Genomic DNA, 18,766 nt, shown 5'->3' with positions numbered 1-18,766 from the left:
AATCCCACGCTGCCGCTCCAAAAACATGGTGTCCGTCCTCGTTGTCCCTTTTTCGACGCTCCCCGGTTCTGAAATGGCTCCGCTGGCATATAGCAGGCTCTCCGTCAAGGTCGTCTTTCCAGCGTCTACATGGGCAAGAATTCCAATATTGATTATTTTCATGTGATTGTCCTCCCTTTACAGCCCCAAAGGGCATAAAAATCCCCAGCAGTAAAATACTTTTACCACTGGGGATTATAAGTTGCGGACATACACATATACAGCATACACCTGTTTGTGATTGCTGTTTTTGGGGATATGTCAAAATTGATAAGGCAAAAGTATTCTTAAATTGGGTACAAAAAACTAAGCCCCTACAAAAGGAGCTATCATAATCCTTTGTTCCCACTATTTGATTATAGTTTTATTTAAGAATACCTTGCCGCATATTTTTTACTCCTTTTCTGGTTTAAATCATTGTATCACATCAGTTTTAGGAAAGCAAGTACCTAAAAGAAATTTTTCTTCCCCTTATATGTAACAATCATACCGGCTTCCTAACGTTCAGAATGGTTTCTACTGTCTGCTGCGGTGTTTGGTTGGAATTGTCCAGCCAAAAGCCGATCCGTGGTGTTGTCTGCATAAATGTATCGTATAAGGTTTCAACCGTAAAGCCGGAATAGCCTGTTTTCTCCCTGTATCGTTCCCTTCCTTTTATTGTTTCCACATCTGGACAAAGAACGACAACCTCAACAGGGTATTTATGCGGCACAAAAAATATGTACATGTAACTAATTCAACACATTTATAATTTGAATAGGGACATTATAGCATTTACTAAATACAAATTCAATGTATACGGAAATAAAGATATAAGGAGTGGGAAGGATTCCGCCGTAGTCGGCATTGTAGGAAAATCCAAAAGTTTAGATTTTCCCACAATGCTTATCTTTTGGTCTTTGGTTCGGAATAGTGTAGTGCTGGCGGTCTATCTATTGTTTTCGGTTGCTTGCTTCTTTACCGTACATGAGCATTCGCGGCGGTGTTCTTGCAGCTGCCCGTCGCCATCGTGTTCATATGGTACGTGCTGACGTTCATGCCGGAAGCCGCTAATCAGCTTTGGTGGGGCATTCCCGGTTCGCTCGTGCTGCTGGGCATCTCGTTCGGCTTGCCGATCCTCTTCATGCATGACCGCGATTCTAAGGATCCGTTCGAAGAGCGAGAGCTTTGGGGTTACAAGCGCGAGTACGTTGCGAAGGTTTGGGAAGAGCGCAAGGCTGCCGCAGCGGCAGATCCCGGCAGCGTTCCGAAGGGTCTCTTCGGCAAAGCGAAGAAAGCGAAGTAGGAAAGCGAGTAGACAAATGGCAAGCAATTTCGTTAAGAAACTGGACAAATGGTGCGATAACCAGTGGATCGTCTTCCTGTGCGTCACGGCGACGGTGGTGGCGGTGCTTGCCGCCGTCTTCTGGGATGTCATGCCTCTGGGCAGCAAAGCGGGCGTTTTCGTAGCTTTCATCATGGCTTTCCACGTGCTCGAGGAGTGGAAGTTCCCCGGCGGCCTCCATTGGTTTTACAACACGAGCGTCTTCCGCCCGAAAGACGAGAGCCTCTACGATCCGACGCGTTATCCCATGAGCCGGCTCACGGATATGGTCACCAACGTGGGGCTGCAGTGGATCCCGCTCGTTTACGCAGCGCTCTGCTTCTTCCTTCCTCTGTCGAACGCGGTTGCGCTGTGCGTCATCCTGCTGTGCGTCATGGAGCTGTTCGCCCATACGGCGGGCGGCGTCGCCACCTACCTCTGGTATCGTGACAAGGGCAAGAAGACCATCTACCATACGGGGCTCGCCACGTCGCTCATGATGTTCTTGCCGGCCGCAGCGTACCTGATCGCGCATATCGCAGGTGTCACGGCAACCGATTGGCTGTGGTGTCTGGTGTTGTTCGCTGTCATGTGCTGCGTGTGCGTGCCGCTTACGGAGACGCCTCTCAAGAAGTGGGTTCGCAAGCAGGAGCCGGGCATGTTCGCGTTCGAAGATGCCAAGTACTACATGCGTTATGGCGGCTATTGCAAGGAGGATGTCGAGCAGTCCGAGGCTCGCGTTGATTAAGAGGACGCCGAGTATGGGGTGCGATAGGGCGTGGCTTGTATTCATGTACGCTGCGAGGCTCGCCGCGCCGTCAAGGGTTAGGAGTTCGCTTTCGATCGAGTTAAAAACGTGTAGACCTTGTGAATCACTGAGAAATGATTTGCGTTCGTTAAGACAGACGGGTAATATTCTTTCTTGCCGCTTTTCCTGTTTGAAGGCACTTCGGGCAGGAGAGGTAGGCGCAACATAACGATGCGGGGTGGAGCAGTCTGGTAGCTCGCCGGGCTCATAACCCGGAGGCCGTAGGTTCAAATCCTGCCCCCGCGACCAGTAACTTGCAGGTCGGAAGCTGAAAACGCTTCCGACCTTTTTTGCGTTCGGATCCATTTTCGACACAAATCTGGGCAAAATCCGGGCTAAACGATGAAATGCCTTGATCGGTGTTCATTGTCGCGGTAGTTGCAAAGCTTGCCACCATTGCAGCGCCACGCGATCCTTCGATGATTTCGCCGTCCGCGCCGCGGCATTGAGCGATACGCGCGTTTGGCGCTCGAGGCATCGGCACGTTTTTCTTTGAGCGAAATGAACGCCCCCTCACGCCCATCTGCCCTGCTTCGTTCGGCTCCATGCACGAGCGTTCGTTCGCTGTAATCGGTCGTTCGTTCGCGGCGGCTTGCGGACGGCAGAAGCGGTTCCCATACTGATTCGCAGACACCGGTCGCGACGCGCGGTCGGACGAGAAAGGGGTAATCATCATGGCGGCAACCGAGCAGGAGATGATGGAGCGCACCGCGCGTATCCAGACGATTGAGGAGTTGCGCGAGGCATGCGCTGAGTTCGGCGTGGAGATGTCTCCCGAAGACGAGCAAGCTTTCATGGCTGCAAAGGCAGAGTTGCGGGAATTGTCGGAGGGGGAGCTGGACGCCTCGGTCGGCGGATCGAGTTTTTTCGGCCCCGGATCGCCGTATATAAACCTGTTCGACACCTGCGACCAATGGGATGGCCGGGATTTCGATAATCGCATATGCGCCACGTGCCACAACAAGCAGATGCTCTATCCGTTTTTTGCCTGCCAGTTCAAGCCGAAAAACGCCTCATCGTAAGCGGGGAGGGAGAGGGTCGCCGAGGCGGCGTGCGCATGTAAAGGAAGAAAAGAGCGACATGAAGCGACTTTTGAGAGAAGATCTGGTTCTGCGGGGCTGGGAGAAACTGCCCTATGCCGTGGTCGAGCGGCCGCACAACGGCGTGCGCTTCGTCGACGCGCGCACGTTCGAGGCGCTTTCGCTGTGCGATGGGCAGATAGACCTATCGCTGCCCATCATCAGCGACGAGGTGCGCGCCTTCGTGGAGAAGCTGGAGGAGCAGGGTGCCGTGCGTCGGTGTGAACCGGGCGAGCGCCTCACGCCCGACCAGGAGTACCGCCGCTATCAGAACCGCTTCGTCCGAACCGCGCACTGGTCGATCACCGGCAAGTGCAACTACCGGTGCCGCCACTGCTACATGTCCGCGCCCGACGCGAAGCTGGGCGAGATCGACCACGACACCATGATGGACCTGGCGCGGCAGATCGCCGACTGCGGCATCCTGGAGGTGTCGCTGACCGGCGGCGAGCCGCTGGTGCGCCGCGATTTCATGGAGCTGGTGGACGCGCTTTTGTCCTACCGCATACGGATCGCGCAGATCTACACGAACGGCAAGCTGGTGGACGAGAAGCTGCTCGACCAGCTGGAGGAGCGCGAGATTCGTCCCGAGTTCAACATGAGCTACGACGGCACGCAGGGCTGGCACGACTGGATGCGCGGCGTCCCCGGCGCGGGCGACGCGGTGCTGGCGGCGTTCGACCTCTGCCACGAGCGGGGTTTTCCCACCGGAGCCGAGATGTGCCTGCACCAGGGCAACAAGCACCTGCTGCGGGAGAGCGTCAGCACGCTGGCGGCGCACCATTGCGAGAGCTTGAAGGTCAATCCCGTGGCGGACACCGACACGTGGGAGCGCCTGGGCGAGGACAGGTCGCTCACCTTGGAGGAGACCTTCGAGGTCTACCTGGACTACATCCCCTGCTTCTACGAGGACGGCGCGCCTCTGGGCCTGCATCTGGGCGGCTTCTTCATGGGGCGTCCGGGCAGCGGGGATTGGACCATCCCCAACATAGGGAAGCATCCGGAGGAGCGCGACCCCGCCGCGTGCGCGTCGCAGGTGACGTGCGGCCACGCGCGCCAGACGCTCTACCTGTCCCCGGAGGCGCGGATGCTGCCGTGCATGGCGCTGTCGTCCATGCCGATGCAGGAAAGGTACCCGCTGGCCACCGAGATCGGCTTGAGGCAGGGTCTGTCCGACTCGGAGTACCTCTCGCTCATCGATACGCGCGTGAGCGCGCTGTGGGAGCACAACCTCGAGTGCGCCCAGTGCGAGCACCGCGGCGCATGCGCTGGCGGGTGCCGCGCGAGCGCGCTGTTCACCGCCCCTGACGACATACTGTCGCCCGATCGCGCCCAGTGCCTCATCCTGAAAGGCGGCTACGCGCCCCGCATCCGCGAGGCGGTAGAAAAAGCCCAGGCGAGGATCGCCGAGAGAAAGGAGAACGAATGAAGCAGGACATGAAGGAATTCATGGCGAAGGTCAGCGAGGACGAGGGCCTGCGGGTCAAGCTGGAGGCCCTCGCTGGTCTGCCGGAAGACGAAGTCGCGGCGAGAATGGCCGCCATCGCGTGCGAGGCCGGTTTCGAGGTGGCGGTCGAGGATCTCGACCCCGCCGAAACGGAGCTCGACGAGAGCGAGCTTGCTGCCGTGTCCGGCGGCTCCGTAATCGTGTCCCCACTCTTCAAGTGCAATTACCAGCAAGATAACACGCTTTGCTGCGCCTCCTGCGCGTATAGCCGTTTTTCGTACCCAAATCTCTACTGCTTTTTAGATAAAAACGAAGGCGGGCCGAAGCCTGCCGAAGTCATGCCTTTGCAGTCCAACGGAAACCTTCAATAGAGAGGAGCGCGCATGAACGAGCAATTGAAAGGCTTTTTGAAGAAGGCGAGCGAGGACGGGCCGCTCAAAGAGGAACTCGGCGCCCTCGCCGGCCTGCCCGAAGAGGAGCGTGCCGAGCGCGCGGCAGCCATCGCCCGGGAAGCCGGCTTCGATGTGTTGGTCGAGGACTTCGCTCCTGTCGAAACGGAGCTTGACGACGACGAGCTCAACGTCGTGGCAGGAGGAAGTTACGCCTGTTGCTGTAGGCAAACCGGTACGGGCCTGATGGATGATCGCCCTGTGCTGTGCGATTGCCCAAGAGAGGGGACAGGAGCCTGGACCGACGGAAGCGGGTTCGTCAACGTTGATAGAGTCTGCCACTCGATGGGCGACGTTGGCTAGGCCTTCCCCGTGTGGTCTTGCTGGAAGATGGCGAAAGGAAGGCGCGCGAACAAGCAGGTGAAAGCGTTCTTGGCGAAGGGCGGGGTCGAAGCGAGCGATTCTCTCTGTCGGCTCAGCCCTTCGCATTTCCCCGCCGTATTCAGCAGCGCGTTGCATGTGAGCCCTGCCGCCACATCGCAGTGCTTGGCGGAGATGGAGGGTTCTGAACAATTTTCAGTCGTCTTTTCCAAGCTTAGATGCTGAATTCCGCGAACGGAAGATCCCCTCCCCTAGCCGCCCCAATCCCAAGGGGACGATGTTCTTACGCAATCGAAAGAGTGCGGGCCGGTGTCCAAGAAGAAGCGGCAATGAATGCAATAGTGCCTTTCGTCATACTCGTGTCCGGGGTTGGGAACCCATAATCCGCATCCGAAATGGTAGCGATTGGGGTTTATTATGCGGTCAAGAGGGATCCCTGGCCCTCCTCCGGTTGCATCCAATTCCTGATCGGCGAGCTTTTCTGCAGCTTCTTCTGCCGCTGTGCTGGTTTCTTTGCCAGTTGCCATGGCGGGCCTTCTTTCTCTTTTCGAACCGCCTGCTTGAAAGCAGCTTGCGACGCCTAGCATACGAAGCGACGGCGCCCGTCCGCAACTCCTTGCGAACGAAAGACCGCTCGCGCGCAACGAAAACCCTTGTTGCTAGCCGAATAGCTCTTTCTTCACCTGGGATAGGCGTTTGGTGGGAATCTCGATGACAAGCCCGTTGTCCATCACCAGATCGCGTTTCTCCAGGCTCGCGACATGGCGCGGGCTGATAGCGAAGCTACGATGCACGTACATCATGTCCAATCCAAGTTGCTCCAGCACGTTTCCCATACAGCCGTGCACCGTTACGTCCGTCTTCTCGCAATGAAGCACAGTGCGCTCCTTTCGCGCCTCCACGCACACGATCTCATCGGGATTGATGCGCCATGAAGTGCCGTCTACGTCGCGCACGGTAACGGCCTCGTCTTGGCGTTGGCGCATCAGGACGGCTTTGAGGTACAGGTATGCCTGCTTGCTCACGCTCACGGAAAGCGGCTCGCTATCTGGTGCAGGAGGCAGCGGATGCGATACATGGCAATAGCAGATTTTCAGGGAGTCGTCGTTTTCGTCGCGCTTCCACACGAATGTGAAGCGCTGCTCCTGTGCGGCAAGTCGGCCGGATGCCGGGTCGCCGAAAACCAGGTAGCTCCCTGCCACGATGCACAGGGTCTCCTGGGCGGCAACGGGCAGGTACTGCTCGCACATAAGAACCACGCGGGGTCGTTCGATTGCGATCTGCTCCATCTGGCGGCGAAACGAATCGCTTGATAAGTCGGACTGGTCGTCCTGTGCCCCCATCCATGCGAAATCATCGGAAAGGCGGGCGGCGCACCAGCTTGTCCCGCCGTTCCAGTACCGATGGACGAACTCACGCGTCAGCGAAATCGTCTCGTCCATCAGGGGATGAGAAGCAGGATCGTCCACGGGAGCCTCGCCCCGAACATGCCTGCTGCTCTCGCTAGTCACGGTATGTTCTCCTGGAGACATGCGCCGAACGGCGCGAGAACGAAGTATGCAACACGGCCTTCTTCACTGGCAACCTTTCAAAATGCAGAAAAGGATGAAGGCGACGAGCGCCTTCCCCGCAGTATAGAAGAAAGCCGCAGACGGCTCGTCGATGCCAAACGAGGTCGAAACGAACGCCCCTTCAAACGAAACGAGCGTTCCCTTTGCCTACCGCTGCGCACTGCGCAACAGGCTTTTCGTGCGGTTGAATAGGTCGTTCGTTCGTGACGCCTTGCGTGCGAAGGCCGGCGATTCCTACACTTATCGGCAGGCATCGCTCAAGAAGGACGGACGGAACAGGAAGGGGGAGCTGCTATGGCGGCTACCGAGCAAGAGATGATGGAGCGCGCCGCGCGCATCCAGACGATTGAGGAGCTTCGCGAGGTCAGCGCCGAGCTCGGCCTTGAGTTGAGTCCCGAAAAAGAGGCAGCCTTCATGGCGGTGAGAACCGCGGAAGGCGAGCTCACCGAGCAACAGCTGGATGCGACCGTCGGCGGGGCCTATCATGTCGTGTCCCCGTCTGACGTGTGCGACTTCCAGGCATCGGAGACGAAGTGTTGCGCCACCCGCAAGTACGGTCAGTTCGATTGGCCGAATTACTATTGCGTGTTAACGCAATAAAACTAGCAAACCGAAGAAACGGAGAGGATTGCGCATGAACGAGCAATTGAAAGACTTTCTGAAGAAGGCGAGCGAGGACGAGTCGATCAAAGACGAGCTGAAAGCGCTTGAAGGCCTGTCTGCGGAAGAGAATGCAGAACAGGCGGCTGTAATCGCACAGAAAGCCGGCTTCGACTTGTCGGCCGAGGACTTCGCTCCCTCATCGGCGGAACTCGATGAAGACGAGCTGGGCGCCGTCGCCGGAGGCGAAGCCTGCTGCTGTCAGTACACCGGTTTGGGCTTGGTTAACGACCGCGGGGCGGTGTGCGAATGCCCGACCACGGGAACGGGAATTCGGAGGGATACGGGCGAGATCTGCGAGATCACTTCCATCTGCCGCTTTATGGGGGAGGTCGGCTAGGCACGGACGCGACTGCGGCTGCATTAGCTTGGGCGGGGGTTCTTGAAGAACCGCCGCCCGTCGCCGCTTGCGAAACCCGTAAGCGGCGACGGGCGGCGCAGGCGCGTGAGCTGGGCGTTGAGGAGATGGTCGGCGATGCCCATGCCGCGACGGCCGGTACCGCAATCGACGTGAAGCGAAGGAGCGAACACATGGAGAACGAAGATTCCTTGAAGATCGAGAGGCTTGAAGACGACGGCTTGCAGGATGTCAGCGGCGGGGCCGGCGATTATGTCTCCCATTACCAATGCCCCAAAACGGGGAAGCAGCTATCAAGCTACGATCCGTACTTCGCAAGGGATTGCACGATGTGCCAATATTGGAAGCAGGTTATCCCCGGCATCCGGGCGGAGTGCCGCTATTGATCCGATGAAAATGCGCGGTTTTAAGCGCTTCTCTCGAACGAGCAACCGTCCTTGGTCGTTCGTTCGTTGAAAGTGGTCGTTCGTTCGTGGGGCGTTGTCAGTCGCGTGTTCGTACCCCATCGTTGTCGGTTGACGAAAAAGAGCGTCGCCCGCGCTTCATCCGTTCACGATACGCAGCGATGCCCGAAAAAGGGGAACCGTTTCTTTTGACCGCGCGAGCAAGGAGCGACGATGGTCGAACCCGATGCGAAGAGCCCTCGTTCCGACCGTGACGAGGCTGCGATGGATGCCGCCCGCCATGCGGCGGGGGGCATGTCGTTTGACGACTTCAAGAGCCTTATAGAGCAGGAAGGCCTGTGGGTGAACGACGCAGCGGCGCAGAGCGCCTGGGGGGCGCTGGGCGAAGGCGAGCTGGCGCTTGACGAACTGGATGAAGTTGCGGCCGGTTGCGAAGGAGTCGAGCTTCCCATCGTTCTGCCCGGCTTCGACGGTTTGACCGAAACGGGAGGTTCACGATGAGCGCACGCGACGGAAAAGACAAGGCGGCTTCGCCCTTTCGCCAGGAAAGCCTGGATCGGGCAAAGTCGCCCGAGCAGCTCGACGACTACATCCGCGTGTCGAATCCCGGGGTGTGGATGGTGCTGGGCGCCGTGCTTCTGTTGTTGCTGGCCGGCTTCATATGGGCGTGCTGCGGGCGCTTGGTCGACACGATGCCTACTGCGTTGGTGGTGCAAGGCGGCCACGCGACCTGCTACGTCGCCGAGGACGAGGTAGGTCAGGTGGCCGTCGGCGACACGGTGAGCGCCGACAGCGCCAAAGGCGCCGTAGCGTCCGTGGGAACCACGCCCCTCTCTCCCGACGCACTGGTCGCGCAGCTGGACGAGTACGCAGCGCACAAGGTGAACGCAACGAGTTGGATGTTTCCCGTCGACGTGACCATAGACCTGCCCGACGGCGTGTACGATGCCCATGTGGCCACAAGCGAGTTCGCTCCCATCAGCCTGATTCTGGGGGGCGCATCGTGATGCTGCCGGGTAAGGGAGCGCGCCGCGCTCGCACTGCAGGCAAGCCTGGCCAGATGGCGGGCAAGGTTCCCGTTATCATGCAGATGGAAGCGCTCGAATGCGGGGCGGCCTGCCTGGCCATGATAGCGGCTTATTACGGTAAATGGGTGCCGCTCGAGCAGGTGCGCGCGGACTGCGGCGTATCACGCGACGGATCCAAGGCTTCCAATGTGGTGCGCGCGGCTCGCGCCTACGGATTCGAGGCCTCGGGTTTCCGTATGCAGCCCGAGGCGCTGCGCTCGCAGGGCGTGTTCCCTTGCATCGTCCACTGGAACTTCAGCCACTTCGTGGTGTGCCGCGGTTTCAAGGGAGGCAAGGTGCATCTGAACGATCCGGCACGCGGCGAGGTGACCGTGACGGAGGAGGAGTTCGATGCCGCCTTCACCGGCGTCATGCTGCGCTTCGTGCCGGGTCCCGACTTCCAGCCCAGCGGCAAGCCCCGGTCGGTATGGGAGTTCGTTGGCCCGCGCCTACAGAGCTCGCGCGCCGCGCTCGCGTTCGTGGCCATCACGGCGGCGGTGACGGCCGTCGTCGGCATCATCAATCCGGCGCTCTCCCAAGTGTTCATGGACCGGCTGCTGGGCGGGAAGAACCCGGAATGGCTGTACCCCTTCATTGCCTTGCTGATAGCCGTGGGAGCGGTGCGCATCGTGGTCGAGGTGCTGAACGCCATGTACCTGCTACGTCTCGAGGGCAAGATGGCGGTAGTGTCCAACTCGTCGTTCATGTGGAAGGTTCTGCACCTGCCCATGGAGTTCTTCTCGCAGCGCATGACCGGCGACCTATCGGCTCGTGCGGCCACCAACACCACCATCGCCGCATCGCTGGTGAAGCAGTTGGCGCCGCTGCTGCTGAACTTCGTTCTGCTGGTGCTGTACGCCGTGGTGATGGTTGCCTACAGCCCGCTGTTGGCCGCCATCGGCATAGCGTCGGTGGTGATAAACCTGGGCATGGCGCGCTTGATCTCGGCGAAGCGCGTGAATGTGACGCGCGTGCAGATGCGCGATGCGGGCAAGCTGGCCGCCGCCACGGTTTCCGGCATCGAAATGGTGGAGACCATCAAGGCCGCCGGCGCGGAGGGCGGCTATTTCGAGCGCTGGGCCGGCTTCCAGGCAGGTTTCAACACGCAACAGGTCCGCTTCGCGCGCTTGGGGCAGCGACTGGGGCTGGTGCCCCAGCTGGTCATGCAGGTGACCAACACCGCCGTGCTCATGACGGGCGTGTACTTGGTGCTGCAAGGCCAGTTCACCGTGGGCATGATCCTGGCGTTCCAAGGCTACCTGTCGCAGTTCATGGCTCCCGCTTCCACGTTGACGTCCGTCATGCAGACGCTGCAGGAGATGCGCACCGATATGGAGCGCATCGAGGACGTCATGCGCTATCCGGACGATCCGGCGTTCTCCCAGGCTCCGCTCGACCGCGCCGCATCGTGCGAGAAGCTCAAGGGCGCCGTGCATATGGAGGGCGTGACCTTCGGATACTCGAGGTTGGAAGAACCCCTGATCAAGGATTTCGACCTTGATGTGGAATCCGGACGCAGCGTGGCCTTCGTAGGCCCTTCGGGGTGCGGCAAGTCCACGCTTGCCAAGCTGGTCAGCGGCTTGTTTCGCCCTTGGTCGGGTACGGTGAGCTTCGATGGCTCGCCCATGGACGAGGTGCCGCGCGAGGTGCTGACCGGGTCGGTGGCCGTGGTCGACCAGGACATCGTGCTGTTCAACGACACCATCGCCAACAACATCCGCCTGTGGGACACCTCCATCGAGGACTACGAGGTGATCCTTGCCGCGCGCGATGCCGGCATCCACGAGGTTATCATGCAGCGCGACGGCGGCTATAACGCCGTGTTGTCCGAAGGCGGGCGCGACCTGTCCGGCGGACAGAGGCAGCGCTTGGAAATCGCTCGCGTGCTGGCGCAGGATCCCACCGTGCTCATTATGGACGAGGCGACTAGCGCGCTCGACGCCAAGACCGAGCAGGAGGTCATGAGCGCGGTGCGCAAGCGCGGCATCACCTGCATTGTGGTGGCGCATCGTCTGTCCACCGTGCGAGACTGCGACGAGATCGTGGTATTGGACAAGGGCCGCGTGGTGGAGCGCGGCACTCACGAAGAGCTGTGCGAGCGCGGGGGCATGTATCTGCAGCTGGTGACCCAGGAATAGGAGGAGGTGCGCATGGGTTGGTTCGACAGTCAGATCAAGGAACGGCTGGAGCATGACGAGGACCTGGTCTCTCAGGCGGCCTGGGACCTTTCCGTGGCCATCACCGGGCGGGCGGCGGGCGGCGCGGAAGTGGATGCGGGCAAAGCCGCGGCCGATGCCGTGGGCGAGGTGCTGGCGTACTACCGCGTGAAGCCGGCCGATGCCCCGCGCGACCCGAAGAGCGTGCGCGACCTCATAGACGCCCAGCTGCGGGGAACAGGCGTGATGTGCCGGCGCGTCGTGTTGTCGAAAGGCTGGCAGCGCGACGCGGCGGGGGCTATGCTGGGGTTCGTCGACGGCGCGCCGGTAGCGCTGATCCCTCAGCCAGCGGGGGGCTTCGCGTACAGCGACGCCGCCACCGGCGAGAAGGTACGCGTCGATCGCGCGAATGCGGCGCGGCTCGCGCAGGAAGCGTACTGCTTCTACCAGCCCCTGCCGCAGCGAGAGCTGGGCGTGAGGGACGTGCTGCTGCACATGGTGCGCAGCCTGGACCTTTCGGATTACGTGATGATCGTGGCGGCGACGTTGGCCGTGACGTTGCTGGGCATGCTTCTGCCTGCGGTGAACAGTCTGATTTTCGGACCGGTGGTGGATAGCGGCAACGTGGGCGTGGTGGTGCCCATCGCCGTGCTGTTGGCGTCGGTCACGTGCGCCCGGGTGCTCATCGGCGGCGCGAAAGAACTGGTCATGTCGCGCGTTGGCACGAAGCTGAGCCTGTCGGTGCAAGCCGCTGCCATGATGCGTACGCTTTCCCTGCCGGCGCCGTTCTACCGCGCGTACGCATCGGGCGATCTGTCCGCACGCCTCTCGAGTATCGAGACGCTGGCGAGCATGCTGCAGAACATCGTCCTGACCACGGGTTTGACCTCGGTGTTCTCTCTGGCGTACGTGGCGCAGATAGCTGCGTACGCACCCGGTTTGGCCTTGCCTGCGCTGGGCGTGATCCTGGCCAGCGCGGCAGTGTCGGTGGCGTCCGTGCTGGTGCAGGTGAGCGTGACCAAGCGCAAGCTGGAGCACTCCGCGCGCCGCAAGGGATGGGAATACGCCTTGTTCACCGGCATCCAGAAGATCAGGCTGACCGGTGCGGAGCGTCGCGCGTACGCCACCTGGGTCGATTCGTACAAAGACGAGGTCAAGCTGACGTACAACGGCCCGCGCCTCATGCGCTACTCGAACGTCGTGCAGACGGCGGTCTCGGTGGTGGGCACCATCGTCATCTACTTCACCGCCGTGCAGACCGGTGTGTCGACATCGGAGTACATGGCGTTCAATCTGGCGTACGGCATGGCCACGGGCGCGTTCATGTCGCTGGCCGGCGTCGCCGGCAACTTCGCGTCCATCAAGCCGCACCTCGATATGGCCGCGCCCATCATGAAATCGGTGCCGGAGTCCGCCGGGGGCAAGCAGGTGCTTGAGCATTGTTCCGGTCGCATCGAGATGGACAACGTCACTTTCCGCTACGCCGAAGGCGCGCCTGCCGTGCTGGATGATCTGTCGCTGAAGATCCGCCCCGGCCAGTCCGTGGGCGTGGTGGGCAAGACCGGCTGCGGGAAATCGACGCTCATGAGGCTTCTGCTGGGATTCGAAAAGCCGCAGAAAGGCGCCGTGCTGTACGACGGGCGCGACATCGAGACGCTGGACGTGGCCAGTTTGCGCCGCAACATCGGCACGGTGCTGCAAGACGGAAAGCTGTTCACCGGCGACATCTTCTCCAACATCGTGGTGGCTGCGCCGTGGCTCACGATGGAGGATGCGTGGGAGGCGGCCGAGCTGGCGGGGATCGCCGACGACATTCGCGCCATGCCCATGGGCATGAATACGATGGTGTCCGAGGGCGCGGGCGGAATCTCGGGCGGCCAGCGCCAGCGCATCCTCATCGCGCGCGCCGTTGCCCCCAAACCCAAGGTACTGTTCTTCGACGAGGCCACCAGCGCGCTGGACAACGTGACGCAACGACAGGTGAGCGAGGCGCTCGACCGGATGAAGTGCACGCGCATCATCGTGGCGCACCGGCTGTCCACCATTCGCGCATGCGACCGCATCATCGTGCTGGACGGCGGCCGCGTGGTGGAGGACGGCACCTACGAGGAGCTGTGCGCGTTGGGCGGCGTATTCGCCGAACTGGTGGAGCGCCAGACCATGTAGGGGTGGGGGTCTGTTCGCTTAAAGGGCTGACAGAAAGGCGGATCGAACATGAACGATTCCGATAAATTCCAGCAGCTTGGCTTGGACGATCTTGAAGAGGTGTCCGGCGGCGAGGCTCTGTCCGACAGGGCCGTGGCCGCTCTTCCGAAAGCGGTGCCCGGCGGCATCTGCCCTTACTGCGGGATGAAAATTGCCGTTAGTCTCTACGGCACCGCGTTTACGAACGACCATGAGCGCTTCGGCTTCAGCAACGCCACTGTGTGGCAGTGCAACAAGTCGGATCTGGATTACACGCTGTTTCGCGAGTAAGCGGACTTTCGCTTCAGACGCTGATCGTCGCGTCCCGTACGCGTCCGTCGCGCGATGGCCGCCGCAGTTGCGAGCGCGGCGGCAGCGAAAAGGGCTGTTGCTGCTGCGACGGTTCCCGGCGGGTCGCCAGTGCTTGCGAGCGGGGTCGCCATGCCTTTGTCCGCCGTCGGCGGGGACTAGGGATCTGCGCGGGCTCGTCGGCGTTCGTTTCGGGATATGCCGCGCTCGTGCCGTCCTTTCCGTTGTCGGGCTCTTTCGCGCGCCTATCGGACGCAGCGCTCCTATACTTCGACTTAAAAGATCCGTTTTCGAGAAAGGACGTACTATGGCGCATCCCCCTCGCACCGGTACGCAGAAAGCTCTGCGCATCACCTCTATCATCATGATCATCTTCGGAGTTTTGGTTGCGCTTTCGGGCGCGATCATCATAGCCTCCGGCGCGGCGGCCGACTCGCTCGGCCTGAACGACGCAGTGAACTTCCAGGGCACCGAGACGACGGCGGGCATCCTTACCATGGCCGTGGGCATTTTGGTCCTGATCATGGGCGCCCTGCAGCTGATCGTTGCCTTCCTTGGCCTGCGCGCTTCCAACGATGCGAGCAAGGTCGGCCCCTATCGCGCGCTCAGCTGGGGCATCTCCATCGTCATCCTGGCGATGATCGTGTACAACTGGTTCTTGGGCGGCACATTCCTGGACGACCCCTTCCTGCTTATCGGCGACGTCGTCTACCTGCTGGTGTGCACCACCCTCGCCGACGTGGTGAAGAAGGAGCATGACCGAGGCATCGTTGGTGAGGCCAAGGCCGAAGTCGAGCGCTCGGGCAGCCAGAAGGCGCTGCGCGTCATCTCCATCGTGCTGGTGGTGTTCGCCGTCATCTCCATCGTGCTGGGCCTCGCGTTCCTGGCGCTGATCGCCGCCGGCCTGGGCACCGACGCCGTGAACGCGATGGACCCGAACGACCCGGATCTGGTGGCCGGCATCGCCGTGGGCCTGGTCCTGGGCGTCGTGCTGCTCGGCAGCGGCGTCGTCGACCTGGTCGTGGGCGCCCTGGGCCTGCGCGGCGCTCGCGATCCGCGGAAGGTCAAGCCGTTCTTCGTGCTGTGCGTCATCGGCCTGGCCATCGAGGTCGCCGGCGACGTCTGGCTCGCGGCGCAGGGCATGCTCTCGTCCATCGGCGCGAGCGGCGCGGTGGAGCTGCTGGTCATCGGCGCCTGCACGTGGCTGGCCTACGACATCATGCGCCAGAGCCGCGCCATCGAGGCGTAAGCGCGAGCTTCCATTCTTCCGTGAAGGCCGTCGATCCCTCGACGGCCTTCACCATATCTCACCAGATTTCGTCGCCAGGATAGGTTTTGCATTCCACCTCGCAGAAACGCTCTCCTTCGCCAAGATATAGGTGAGTGTCTTTAAACTTGGGATCCTTCGTGCTCATACTGCAGAACGGGCAGAACGATTCGGAGGGATCCCTCCGAAAAAATACGCCGCCAGCCACCCCGTCCAGCTCTTCGGCGCTCAAAGAGTCGTGCTTCTTGGATTCGCTCATAACCTATCTCCTGTTTCAGATCGAATAACCGGTCGTTTTTTGCAAAGACATCCTTCTTTTACTTCCTTTGACCCCGATAGGCTCTGGTGCGCGCATCGAGAAGATCCGGTGGCATCCGCTGCCGTCTTCATAGCCTGTTCTTTTTCGCTTTTCGTCGTGCAGCCGTGGCAACGCCTATGCTTGCGAGCATGACACCGGCGGCCAGCGTGATAGCCGGCACGAAAGCGCCTAATGGGTCGCCGGTTCTCGCCAGAGACGTTGCATCCCCCTTGCCGACAACCGGTTCCGGCGCAGCTGCAGGGCCAGGTCCGGGCGTAGGGCCGGGTCCAGGTTCAGGTAGGTCGCCGGGTTGGGGCAGCGTCTCCATCGGCGTGGCCCGTATCACCCGGCCACCGTTCTCGTAGACCGAGAAGCCCATGGTGTACAGCCATCCGTCGTACGCTGTCGAGCTCGGGAAGTACAGCGGCACCCGGGAGGCGCGCTTGTCGATGCCTTGGAAACTTTTGTCTCCGTTCGCCAAGTCCAACAGATAGGTGTCCTGATCGAGCTCGCGTCCGCCGTCGGCTTCTTCGACGCTGATACGGCCCGACAGCACCACTCCGGCTTTGACCGCTGCCAAGCCGAACGAATCGTCGTAGCCGGGCGCAAGCGCAGGCAGGGCGGCGGACAGGTCGTTGCCAACGTACGAGTCGCCGGATCTCACGATGCGCTCGAATACGGGGCTCGTCGTCGAAGAGCCCGTCACGTCGTGCACATCGCCCAAGGCGACGAACAGCTCGGCCCCTCGCGCTACGACAAAGGGAGTCGAGCGGCCTGTCGCGAGGGATCCCGCAGCCGTTACCGCCCCCGTCTGCGTATCGTACACGGCGATGTTGCCTTCGGTCAGCTCGACCCATTTGACACCGTCGTACGCGGCGCCGCCCACCAGCAGCATCGCTCCATCGCAGTTCACTATCGTCGCATGAAACGGCAGGCGGGAAGCGTCATGGGAAGTCCAGGCGTTCGTCGCCGGGTCGTAGCTGACAAGACGAGGAGCCAACGCCCCATCCGTCTCGCCCGCTTCGCCGTATACGTACAGCTTGCCGTCGAACACGGTCATCGATGCGCTGCTGAGAGCCTCGGGTAGGTCGGCGCACTGCGTCCAGCTGTCCTGATCGGGGTCGTAGCGCCATAGCGCATAAGTACCCGCATGCGATATGCTGAAGTCGTTTGGCAGCAGGTATAGCGAACCGCCCAGCCCGGTCAGAAGACCGTACGACACGCCAACCGGCAGGCCCTCATCCGACGTGGGAAGCGCTATGGTCTTCTCGAACAGGGGCGTGGATTGGTCGTCCGGTCGCTCGGGAACCTGCAGCAGGAAGCCCTTCGATCCGCTCTTGCCGTTGCCGGCCGTTCCCTCTGCCACCAGCACGCCGCTTTTGAGACCCTGTGGGCACTCCGTTACGATGGAGCCGTCCGACCAGGAGCGCACAGCAGCCTCCTTGCCGCCGATGTGCACGCTTCCCGCACCCTGAGCTGCGCCGAAGTAGCTGCCCTCCACCATGACGAGTGCGGCGTCGCCGTCGGATTCCATCCGAGCGCCCGACACCACCGGGACGAAGTCGCCCGACGCAACCCTCAAATCAAGGTGTCCGCCCGACGAGCACTTGCCGGAGAACGCGTCCACCGGACGCACGGAGGCCTTCACGAGCGCCGCCAGCTTCGCAGCGCGCTCGGCCGGGGTGGAGCCGTCGACATCCTGCGCGAGCACCATGGCCGCGCCGGTGACCATGGGAGTTGCCATGGACGTCCCGCTCAAAGATTGATAGGGAATCGCGGAGCCGGCCCTGCCCGTTCCAACCGTGTCGAGGTACAGGGCATCGGTCGGGGCGATCGGCGTGCCGGCGCGTGCGAACGTCAGCCGCACCTGCAGCTTGCCGCCTTCGAACGCCAAGGTGCCGCCGGCATTCTGGGCAAGCGTCTGGGCGTCGAAGGCGATGGTCGTCCAACCTCGGTCCTTCCCAAGGGCCGCGACAGCCGTCTGTCCCATCGGCGTCCAATCAAGCGCGCCGTCTTTCATTATCGCAACCTGGTAAAGCAGGTTGTCGTTGTTCTGGTTCGTGGCCGTCGCGTTCATTCCTACGTACCGGACGCCCTCTTGGTTCGACGGATCGACTTCCATCGACACCACGACGCTTCGAAAACTGATGCCCAGCGCCGTCTCTTCCGTGAGCATTTCGGAAAAGGGGATCTTCAGAGCTCCGCCCCTCGCATCGAAATGGGTCGCCCCCTGCACGACGGCATCTATATCCTCGGACGACGTCGGCGTCGCGCGCGCCGTAACCGACGGGGCGTCGCTTTCGAACGTCTCGTAGCTCAAAGGGGAGCCGTCGGCTTCGGGAGCGTAGGCCGCCCTGCCGAGGGGCACGGTGGACATGATGTTCATGCCCGGAGCCACCACGTCGGTCGTTTCCACGCCGTAGTTGCTGAACGAGGCGAGCTGCCCTGAAGAATCCGACGCATCGACAGCGACCGCATACGGGTTATGCGCGAGCACGGATGCGGTCATCGGTATCTTGTCAACGTCGGCGGCATCGTTGCCCGACCCGATGACGGTCACGGCGCCTTTCTCGCCCAGCTTCGTCGCCGCCAAGCTGAATGCTTTGCTCATCGTCCTTCCGGCCCACGAGTTGTTGATGGCGCGCAGTGGCAAGCCGGCATCAACGGCTTCGGCAAGATACTCGTATGCCCTGATGGTATCCGCACTCTCGATCGTGTTCTGCCTACCTGCGACCCTAACGGCCACCAGCTGCACGCCGGACGCGACGCCGCTCGTCCCCACGCCATCCCATTGCGACGCGATGATGCCCGCGCAGTGCGTTCCGTGGTAATGATCGTCCATCGGATCGGTGGGATCCATGCCGGGCACGACGTTGATCCCGTAGCGTCCGCCCCTGTCCGTGTACTGCGTCATGTCGCACATGATGCCGTTGAGGTCGGGATGGTTGTAGTCCACGCCAGTGTCAACCACGGCAACGACGTCGGCGGCGTTCGTTGTGCCGACCTGGTTCCAATTCGGCGGCGCGATGTCGAAACCGGCAAGGGG

The 18,766-nt window shown here is 61.3% G+C and carries 20 protein-coding genes and 1 tRNA gene; 16 read left to right on the top strand and 5 right to left on the bottom strand.

Annotation, left to right across the window (positions count from 1 at the left end; translation table 11 throughout):
* On the bottom strand, positions 1–162 hold a 162-nt coding region (locus ACMO6A_RS10695; protein WP_418308920.1), incomplete at its 3' end, for a GTP-binding protein.
* 859 nt (positions 163–1,021) lie between these two features.
* Here ACMO6A_RS10695 and ACMO6A_RS10690 point away from each other — a divergent pair.
* The 7 genes from ACMO6A_RS10690 to ACMO6A_RS10660 all read left to right on the top strand — a co-directional run bounded on the left by ACMO6A_RS10690 (position 1,022) and on the right by ACMO6A_RS10660 (position 5,428).
* Positions 1,022–1,324 carry a hypothetical protein gene (locus ACMO6A_RS10690; RefSeq protein WP_009305317.1) on the top strand — a complete coding sequence of 101 codons (303 nt, stop codon included), beginning with the start codon at positions 1,022–1,024 and terminating at the stop codon, positions 1,322–1,324.
* 16 nt (positions 1,325–1,340) lie between these two features.
* Entirely contained in the window at positions 1,341–2,090 is a 750-nt protein-coding gene (locus ACMO6A_RS10685; protein ID WP_009305316.1) for an HXXEE domain-containing protein, read from the top strand.
* A gap of 232 nt (positions 2,091–2,322) precedes the next feature.
* Positions 2,323–2,399, top strand: a tRNA-Met gene (locus ACMO6A_RS10680).
* A gap of 425 nt (positions 2,400–2,824) precedes the next feature.
* Positions 2,825–3,172, top strand: coding sequence for a hypothetical protein (locus ACMO6A_RS10675; RefSeq protein ID WP_009608461.1), 348 nt, complete (start codon positions 2,825–2,827; stop codon positions 3,170–3,172).
* A 58-nt stretch (positions 3,173–3,230) separates the two neighbouring features.
* Complete coding sequence (locus ACMO6A_RS10670) at positions 3,231–4,658, top strand: radical SAM/SPASM domain-containing protein (RefSeq protein WP_009608446.1); 1,428 nt, start codon at positions 3,231–3,233, stop codon at positions 4,656–4,658.
* Positions 4,655–5,047 (top strand): Nif11-like leader peptide family RiPP precursor, encoded by a 393-nt coding sequence (locus ACMO6A_RS10665; RefSeq protein ID WP_009305314.1) that lies wholly within the window; start codon positions 4,655–4,657, stop codon positions 5,045–5,047. The genes ACMO6A_RS10670 and ACMO6A_RS10665 overlap by 4 nt, the downstream gene beginning before the upstream one ends.
* A 12-nt stretch (positions 5,048–5,059) precedes the next feature.
* Entirely contained in the window at positions 5,060–5,428 is a 369-nt protein-coding gene (locus tag ACMO6A_RS10660) for a Nif11-like leader peptide family RiPP precursor (protein ID WP_035584632.1), read from the top strand.
* Between the two features lie 677 nt (positions 5,429–6,105).
* Here ACMO6A_RS10660 and ACMO6A_RS10655 read toward each other — a convergent pair.
* Positions 6,106–6,957, bottom strand: coding sequence for a LytTR family DNA-binding domain-containing protein (locus ACMO6A_RS10655; RefSeq protein ID WP_227109815.1), 852 nt, complete (start codon positions 6,955–6,957; stop codon positions 6,106–6,108).
* A 354-nt stretch (positions 6,958–7,311) separates the two neighbouring features.
* Here ACMO6A_RS10655 and ACMO6A_RS10650 point away from each other — a divergent pair, with 354 nt between their 5' ends.
* Positions 7,312–7,617 (top strand): hypothetical protein, encoded by a 306-nt coding sequence (locus tag ACMO6A_RS10650; RefSeq protein ID WP_195631300.1) that lies wholly within the window; start codon positions 7,312–7,314, stop codon positions 7,615–7,617.
* A 34-nt stretch (positions 7,618–7,651) separates the two neighbouring features.
* A complete protein-coding gene (locus tag ACMO6A_RS10645) occupies positions 7,652–8,017 on the top strand; it encodes a Nif11-like leader peptide family RiPP precursor (protein WP_035584642.1) in 366 nt (121 codons plus the stop codon).
* Positions 8,018–8,040: 23 nt separating this feature from the next.
* On the opposite strand, the gene ACMO6A_RS10640 is transcribed toward ACMO6A_RS10645, so the two are convergent.
* Positions 8,041–8,208, bottom strand: a complete 168-nt coding sequence (locus ACMO6A_RS10640) for a hypothetical protein (protein WP_181817162.1) — start codon at positions 8,206–8,208, stop codon at positions 8,041–8,043.
* Between ACMO6A_RS10640 and ACMO6A_RS10635 the strand changes: the two genes are divergently transcribed.
* The 7 genes from ACMO6A_RS10635 (at position 8,209) to ACMO6A_RS10605 (ending at position 15,404) form a co-directional block, all read left to right on the top strand.
* Positions 8,209–8,421: a hypothetical protein gene (locus ACMO6A_RS10635; protein ID WP_009305308.1), complete on the top strand. Its 213-nt coding sequence runs from the start codon at positions 8,209–8,211 to the stop codon at positions 8,419–8,421.
* 231 nt (positions 8,422–8,652) lie between these two features.
* On the top strand, positions 8,653–8,940 hold the full coding sequence (locus tag ACMO6A_RS10630; protein WP_009305307.1) for a hypothetical protein: 288 nt from the start codon (positions 8,653–8,655) through the stop codon (positions 8,938–8,940).
* Positions 8,937–9,446 (top strand): hypothetical protein, encoded by a 510-nt coding sequence (locus ACMO6A_RS10625; protein ID WP_035584644.1) that lies wholly within the window; start codon positions 8,937–8,939, stop codon positions 9,444–9,446. Before ACMO6A_RS10630 ends, ACMO6A_RS10625 begins: the two co-directional genes overlap by 4 nt.
* 53 nt (positions 9,447–9,499) lie before the next feature.
* Entirely contained in the window at positions 9,500–11,644 is a 2,145-nt protein-coding gene (locus tag ACMO6A_RS10620) for an NHLP family bacteriocin export ABC transporter peptidase/permease/ATPase subunit (RefSeq protein ID WP_035584647.1), read from the top strand.
* Positions 11,645–11,656: 12 nt separating this feature from the next.
* A complete protein-coding gene (locus ACMO6A_RS10615; protein ID WP_035584648.1) occupies positions 11,657–13,828 on the top strand; it encodes an NHLP bacteriocin export ABC transporter permease/ATPase subunit in 2,172 nt (723 codons plus the stop codon).
* A 48-nt stretch (positions 13,829–13,876) separates the two neighbouring features.
* Entirely contained in the window at positions 13,877–14,137 is a 261-nt protein-coding gene (locus ACMO6A_RS10610; protein WP_009305303.1) for a hypothetical protein, read from the top strand.
* A gap of 325 nt (positions 14,138–14,462) precedes the next feature.
* Entirely contained in the window at positions 14,463–15,404 is a 942-nt protein-coding gene (locus tag ACMO6A_RS10605) for a hypothetical protein (protein ID WP_418471240.1), read from the top strand.
* 58 nt (positions 15,405–15,462) lie between these two features.
* On the opposite strand, the gene ACMO6A_RS10600 is transcribed toward ACMO6A_RS10605, so the two are convergent.
* Entirely contained in the window at positions 15,463–15,681 is a 219-nt protein-coding gene (locus ACMO6A_RS10600; protein ID WP_015761470.1) for a hypothetical protein, read from the bottom strand.
* Between the two features lie 127 nt (positions 15,682–15,808).
* The coding region (locus ACMO6A_RS10595) for a S8 family serine peptidase (protein WP_418471239.1) at positions 15,809–18,766 on the bottom strand (2,958 nt) is incomplete at its 5' end.

This window comes from Eggerthella sp. (assembly GCF_048329335.1).
Classification (GTDB): domain Bacteria; phylum Actinomycetota; class Coriobacteriia; order Coriobacteriales; family Eggerthellaceae; genus Eggerthella; species Eggerthella lenta.
Note: the sequence above shows the minus strand (reverse complement) of the source record. Positions and strands in the feature narration are given on the sequence as shown.

Bases quoted from the DNA above. Each gene is read 5' to 3' on its own strand.
- ACMO6A_RS10630 (WP_009305307.1), top strand. From the start codon at position 8,653: ATGGTCGAACCCGATGCGAAGAGCCCTCGTTCCGACCGTGACGAGGCT.
- ACMO6A_RS10665 (WP_009305314.1), top strand. From the start codon at position 4,655: ATGAAGCAGGACATGAAGGAATTCATGGCGAAGGTCAGCGAGGACGAG.
- ACMO6A_RS10645 (WP_035584642.1), top strand. From the start codon at position 7,652: ATGAACGAGCAATTGAAAGACTTTCTGAAGAAGGCGAGCGAGGACGAG.
- ACMO6A_RS10615 (WP_035584648.1), top strand. From the start codon at position 11,657: ATGGGTTGGTTCGACAGTCAGATCAAGGAACGGCTGGAGCATGACGAG.
- ACMO6A_RS10635 (WP_009305308.1), top strand. From the start codon at position 8,209: ATGGAGAACGAAGATTCCTTGAAGATCGAGAGGCTTGAAGACGACGGC.
- ACMO6A_RS10605 (WP_418471240.1), top strand. From the start codon at position 14,463: ATGGCGCATCCCCCTCGCACCGGTACGCAGAAAGCTCTGCGCATCACC.
- ACMO6A_RS10650 (WP_195631300.1), top strand. From the start codon at position 7,312: ATGGCGGCTACCGAGCAAGAGATGATGGAGCGCGCCGCGCGCATCCAG.
- ACMO6A_RS10600 (WP_015761470.1), bottom strand. From the start codon at position 15,681: ATGAGCGAATCCAAGAAGCACGACTCTTTGAGCGCCGAAGAGCTGGAC.
- ACMO6A_RS10625 (WP_035584644.1), top strand. From the start codon at position 8,937: ATGAGCGCACGCGACGGAAAAGACAAGGCGGCTTCGCCCTTTCGCCAG.
- ACMO6A_RS10675 (WP_009608461.1), top strand. From the start codon at position 2,825: ATGGCGGCAACCGAGCAGGAGATGATGGAGCGCACCGCGCGTATCCAG.
- ACMO6A_RS10660 (WP_035584632.1), top strand. From the start codon at position 5,060: ATGAACGAGCAATTGAAAGGCTTTTTGAAGAAGGCGAGCGAGGACGGG.
- ACMO6A_RS10670 (WP_009608446.1), top strand. From the start codon at position 3,231: ATGAAGCGACTTTTGAGAGAAGATCTGGTTCTGCGGGGCTGGGAGAAA.
- ACMO6A_RS10685 (WP_009305316.1), top strand. From the start codon at position 1,341: ATGGCAAGCAATTTCGTTAAGAAACTGGACAAATGGTGCGATAACCAG.
- ACMO6A_RS10620 (WP_035584647.1), top strand. From the start codon at position 9,500: ATGGCGGGCAAGGTTCCCGTTATCATGCAGATGGAAGCGCTCGAATGC.
- ACMO6A_RS10610 (WP_009305303.1), top strand. From the start codon at position 13,877: ATGAACGATTCCGATAAATTCCAGCAGCTTGGCTTGGACGATCTTGAA.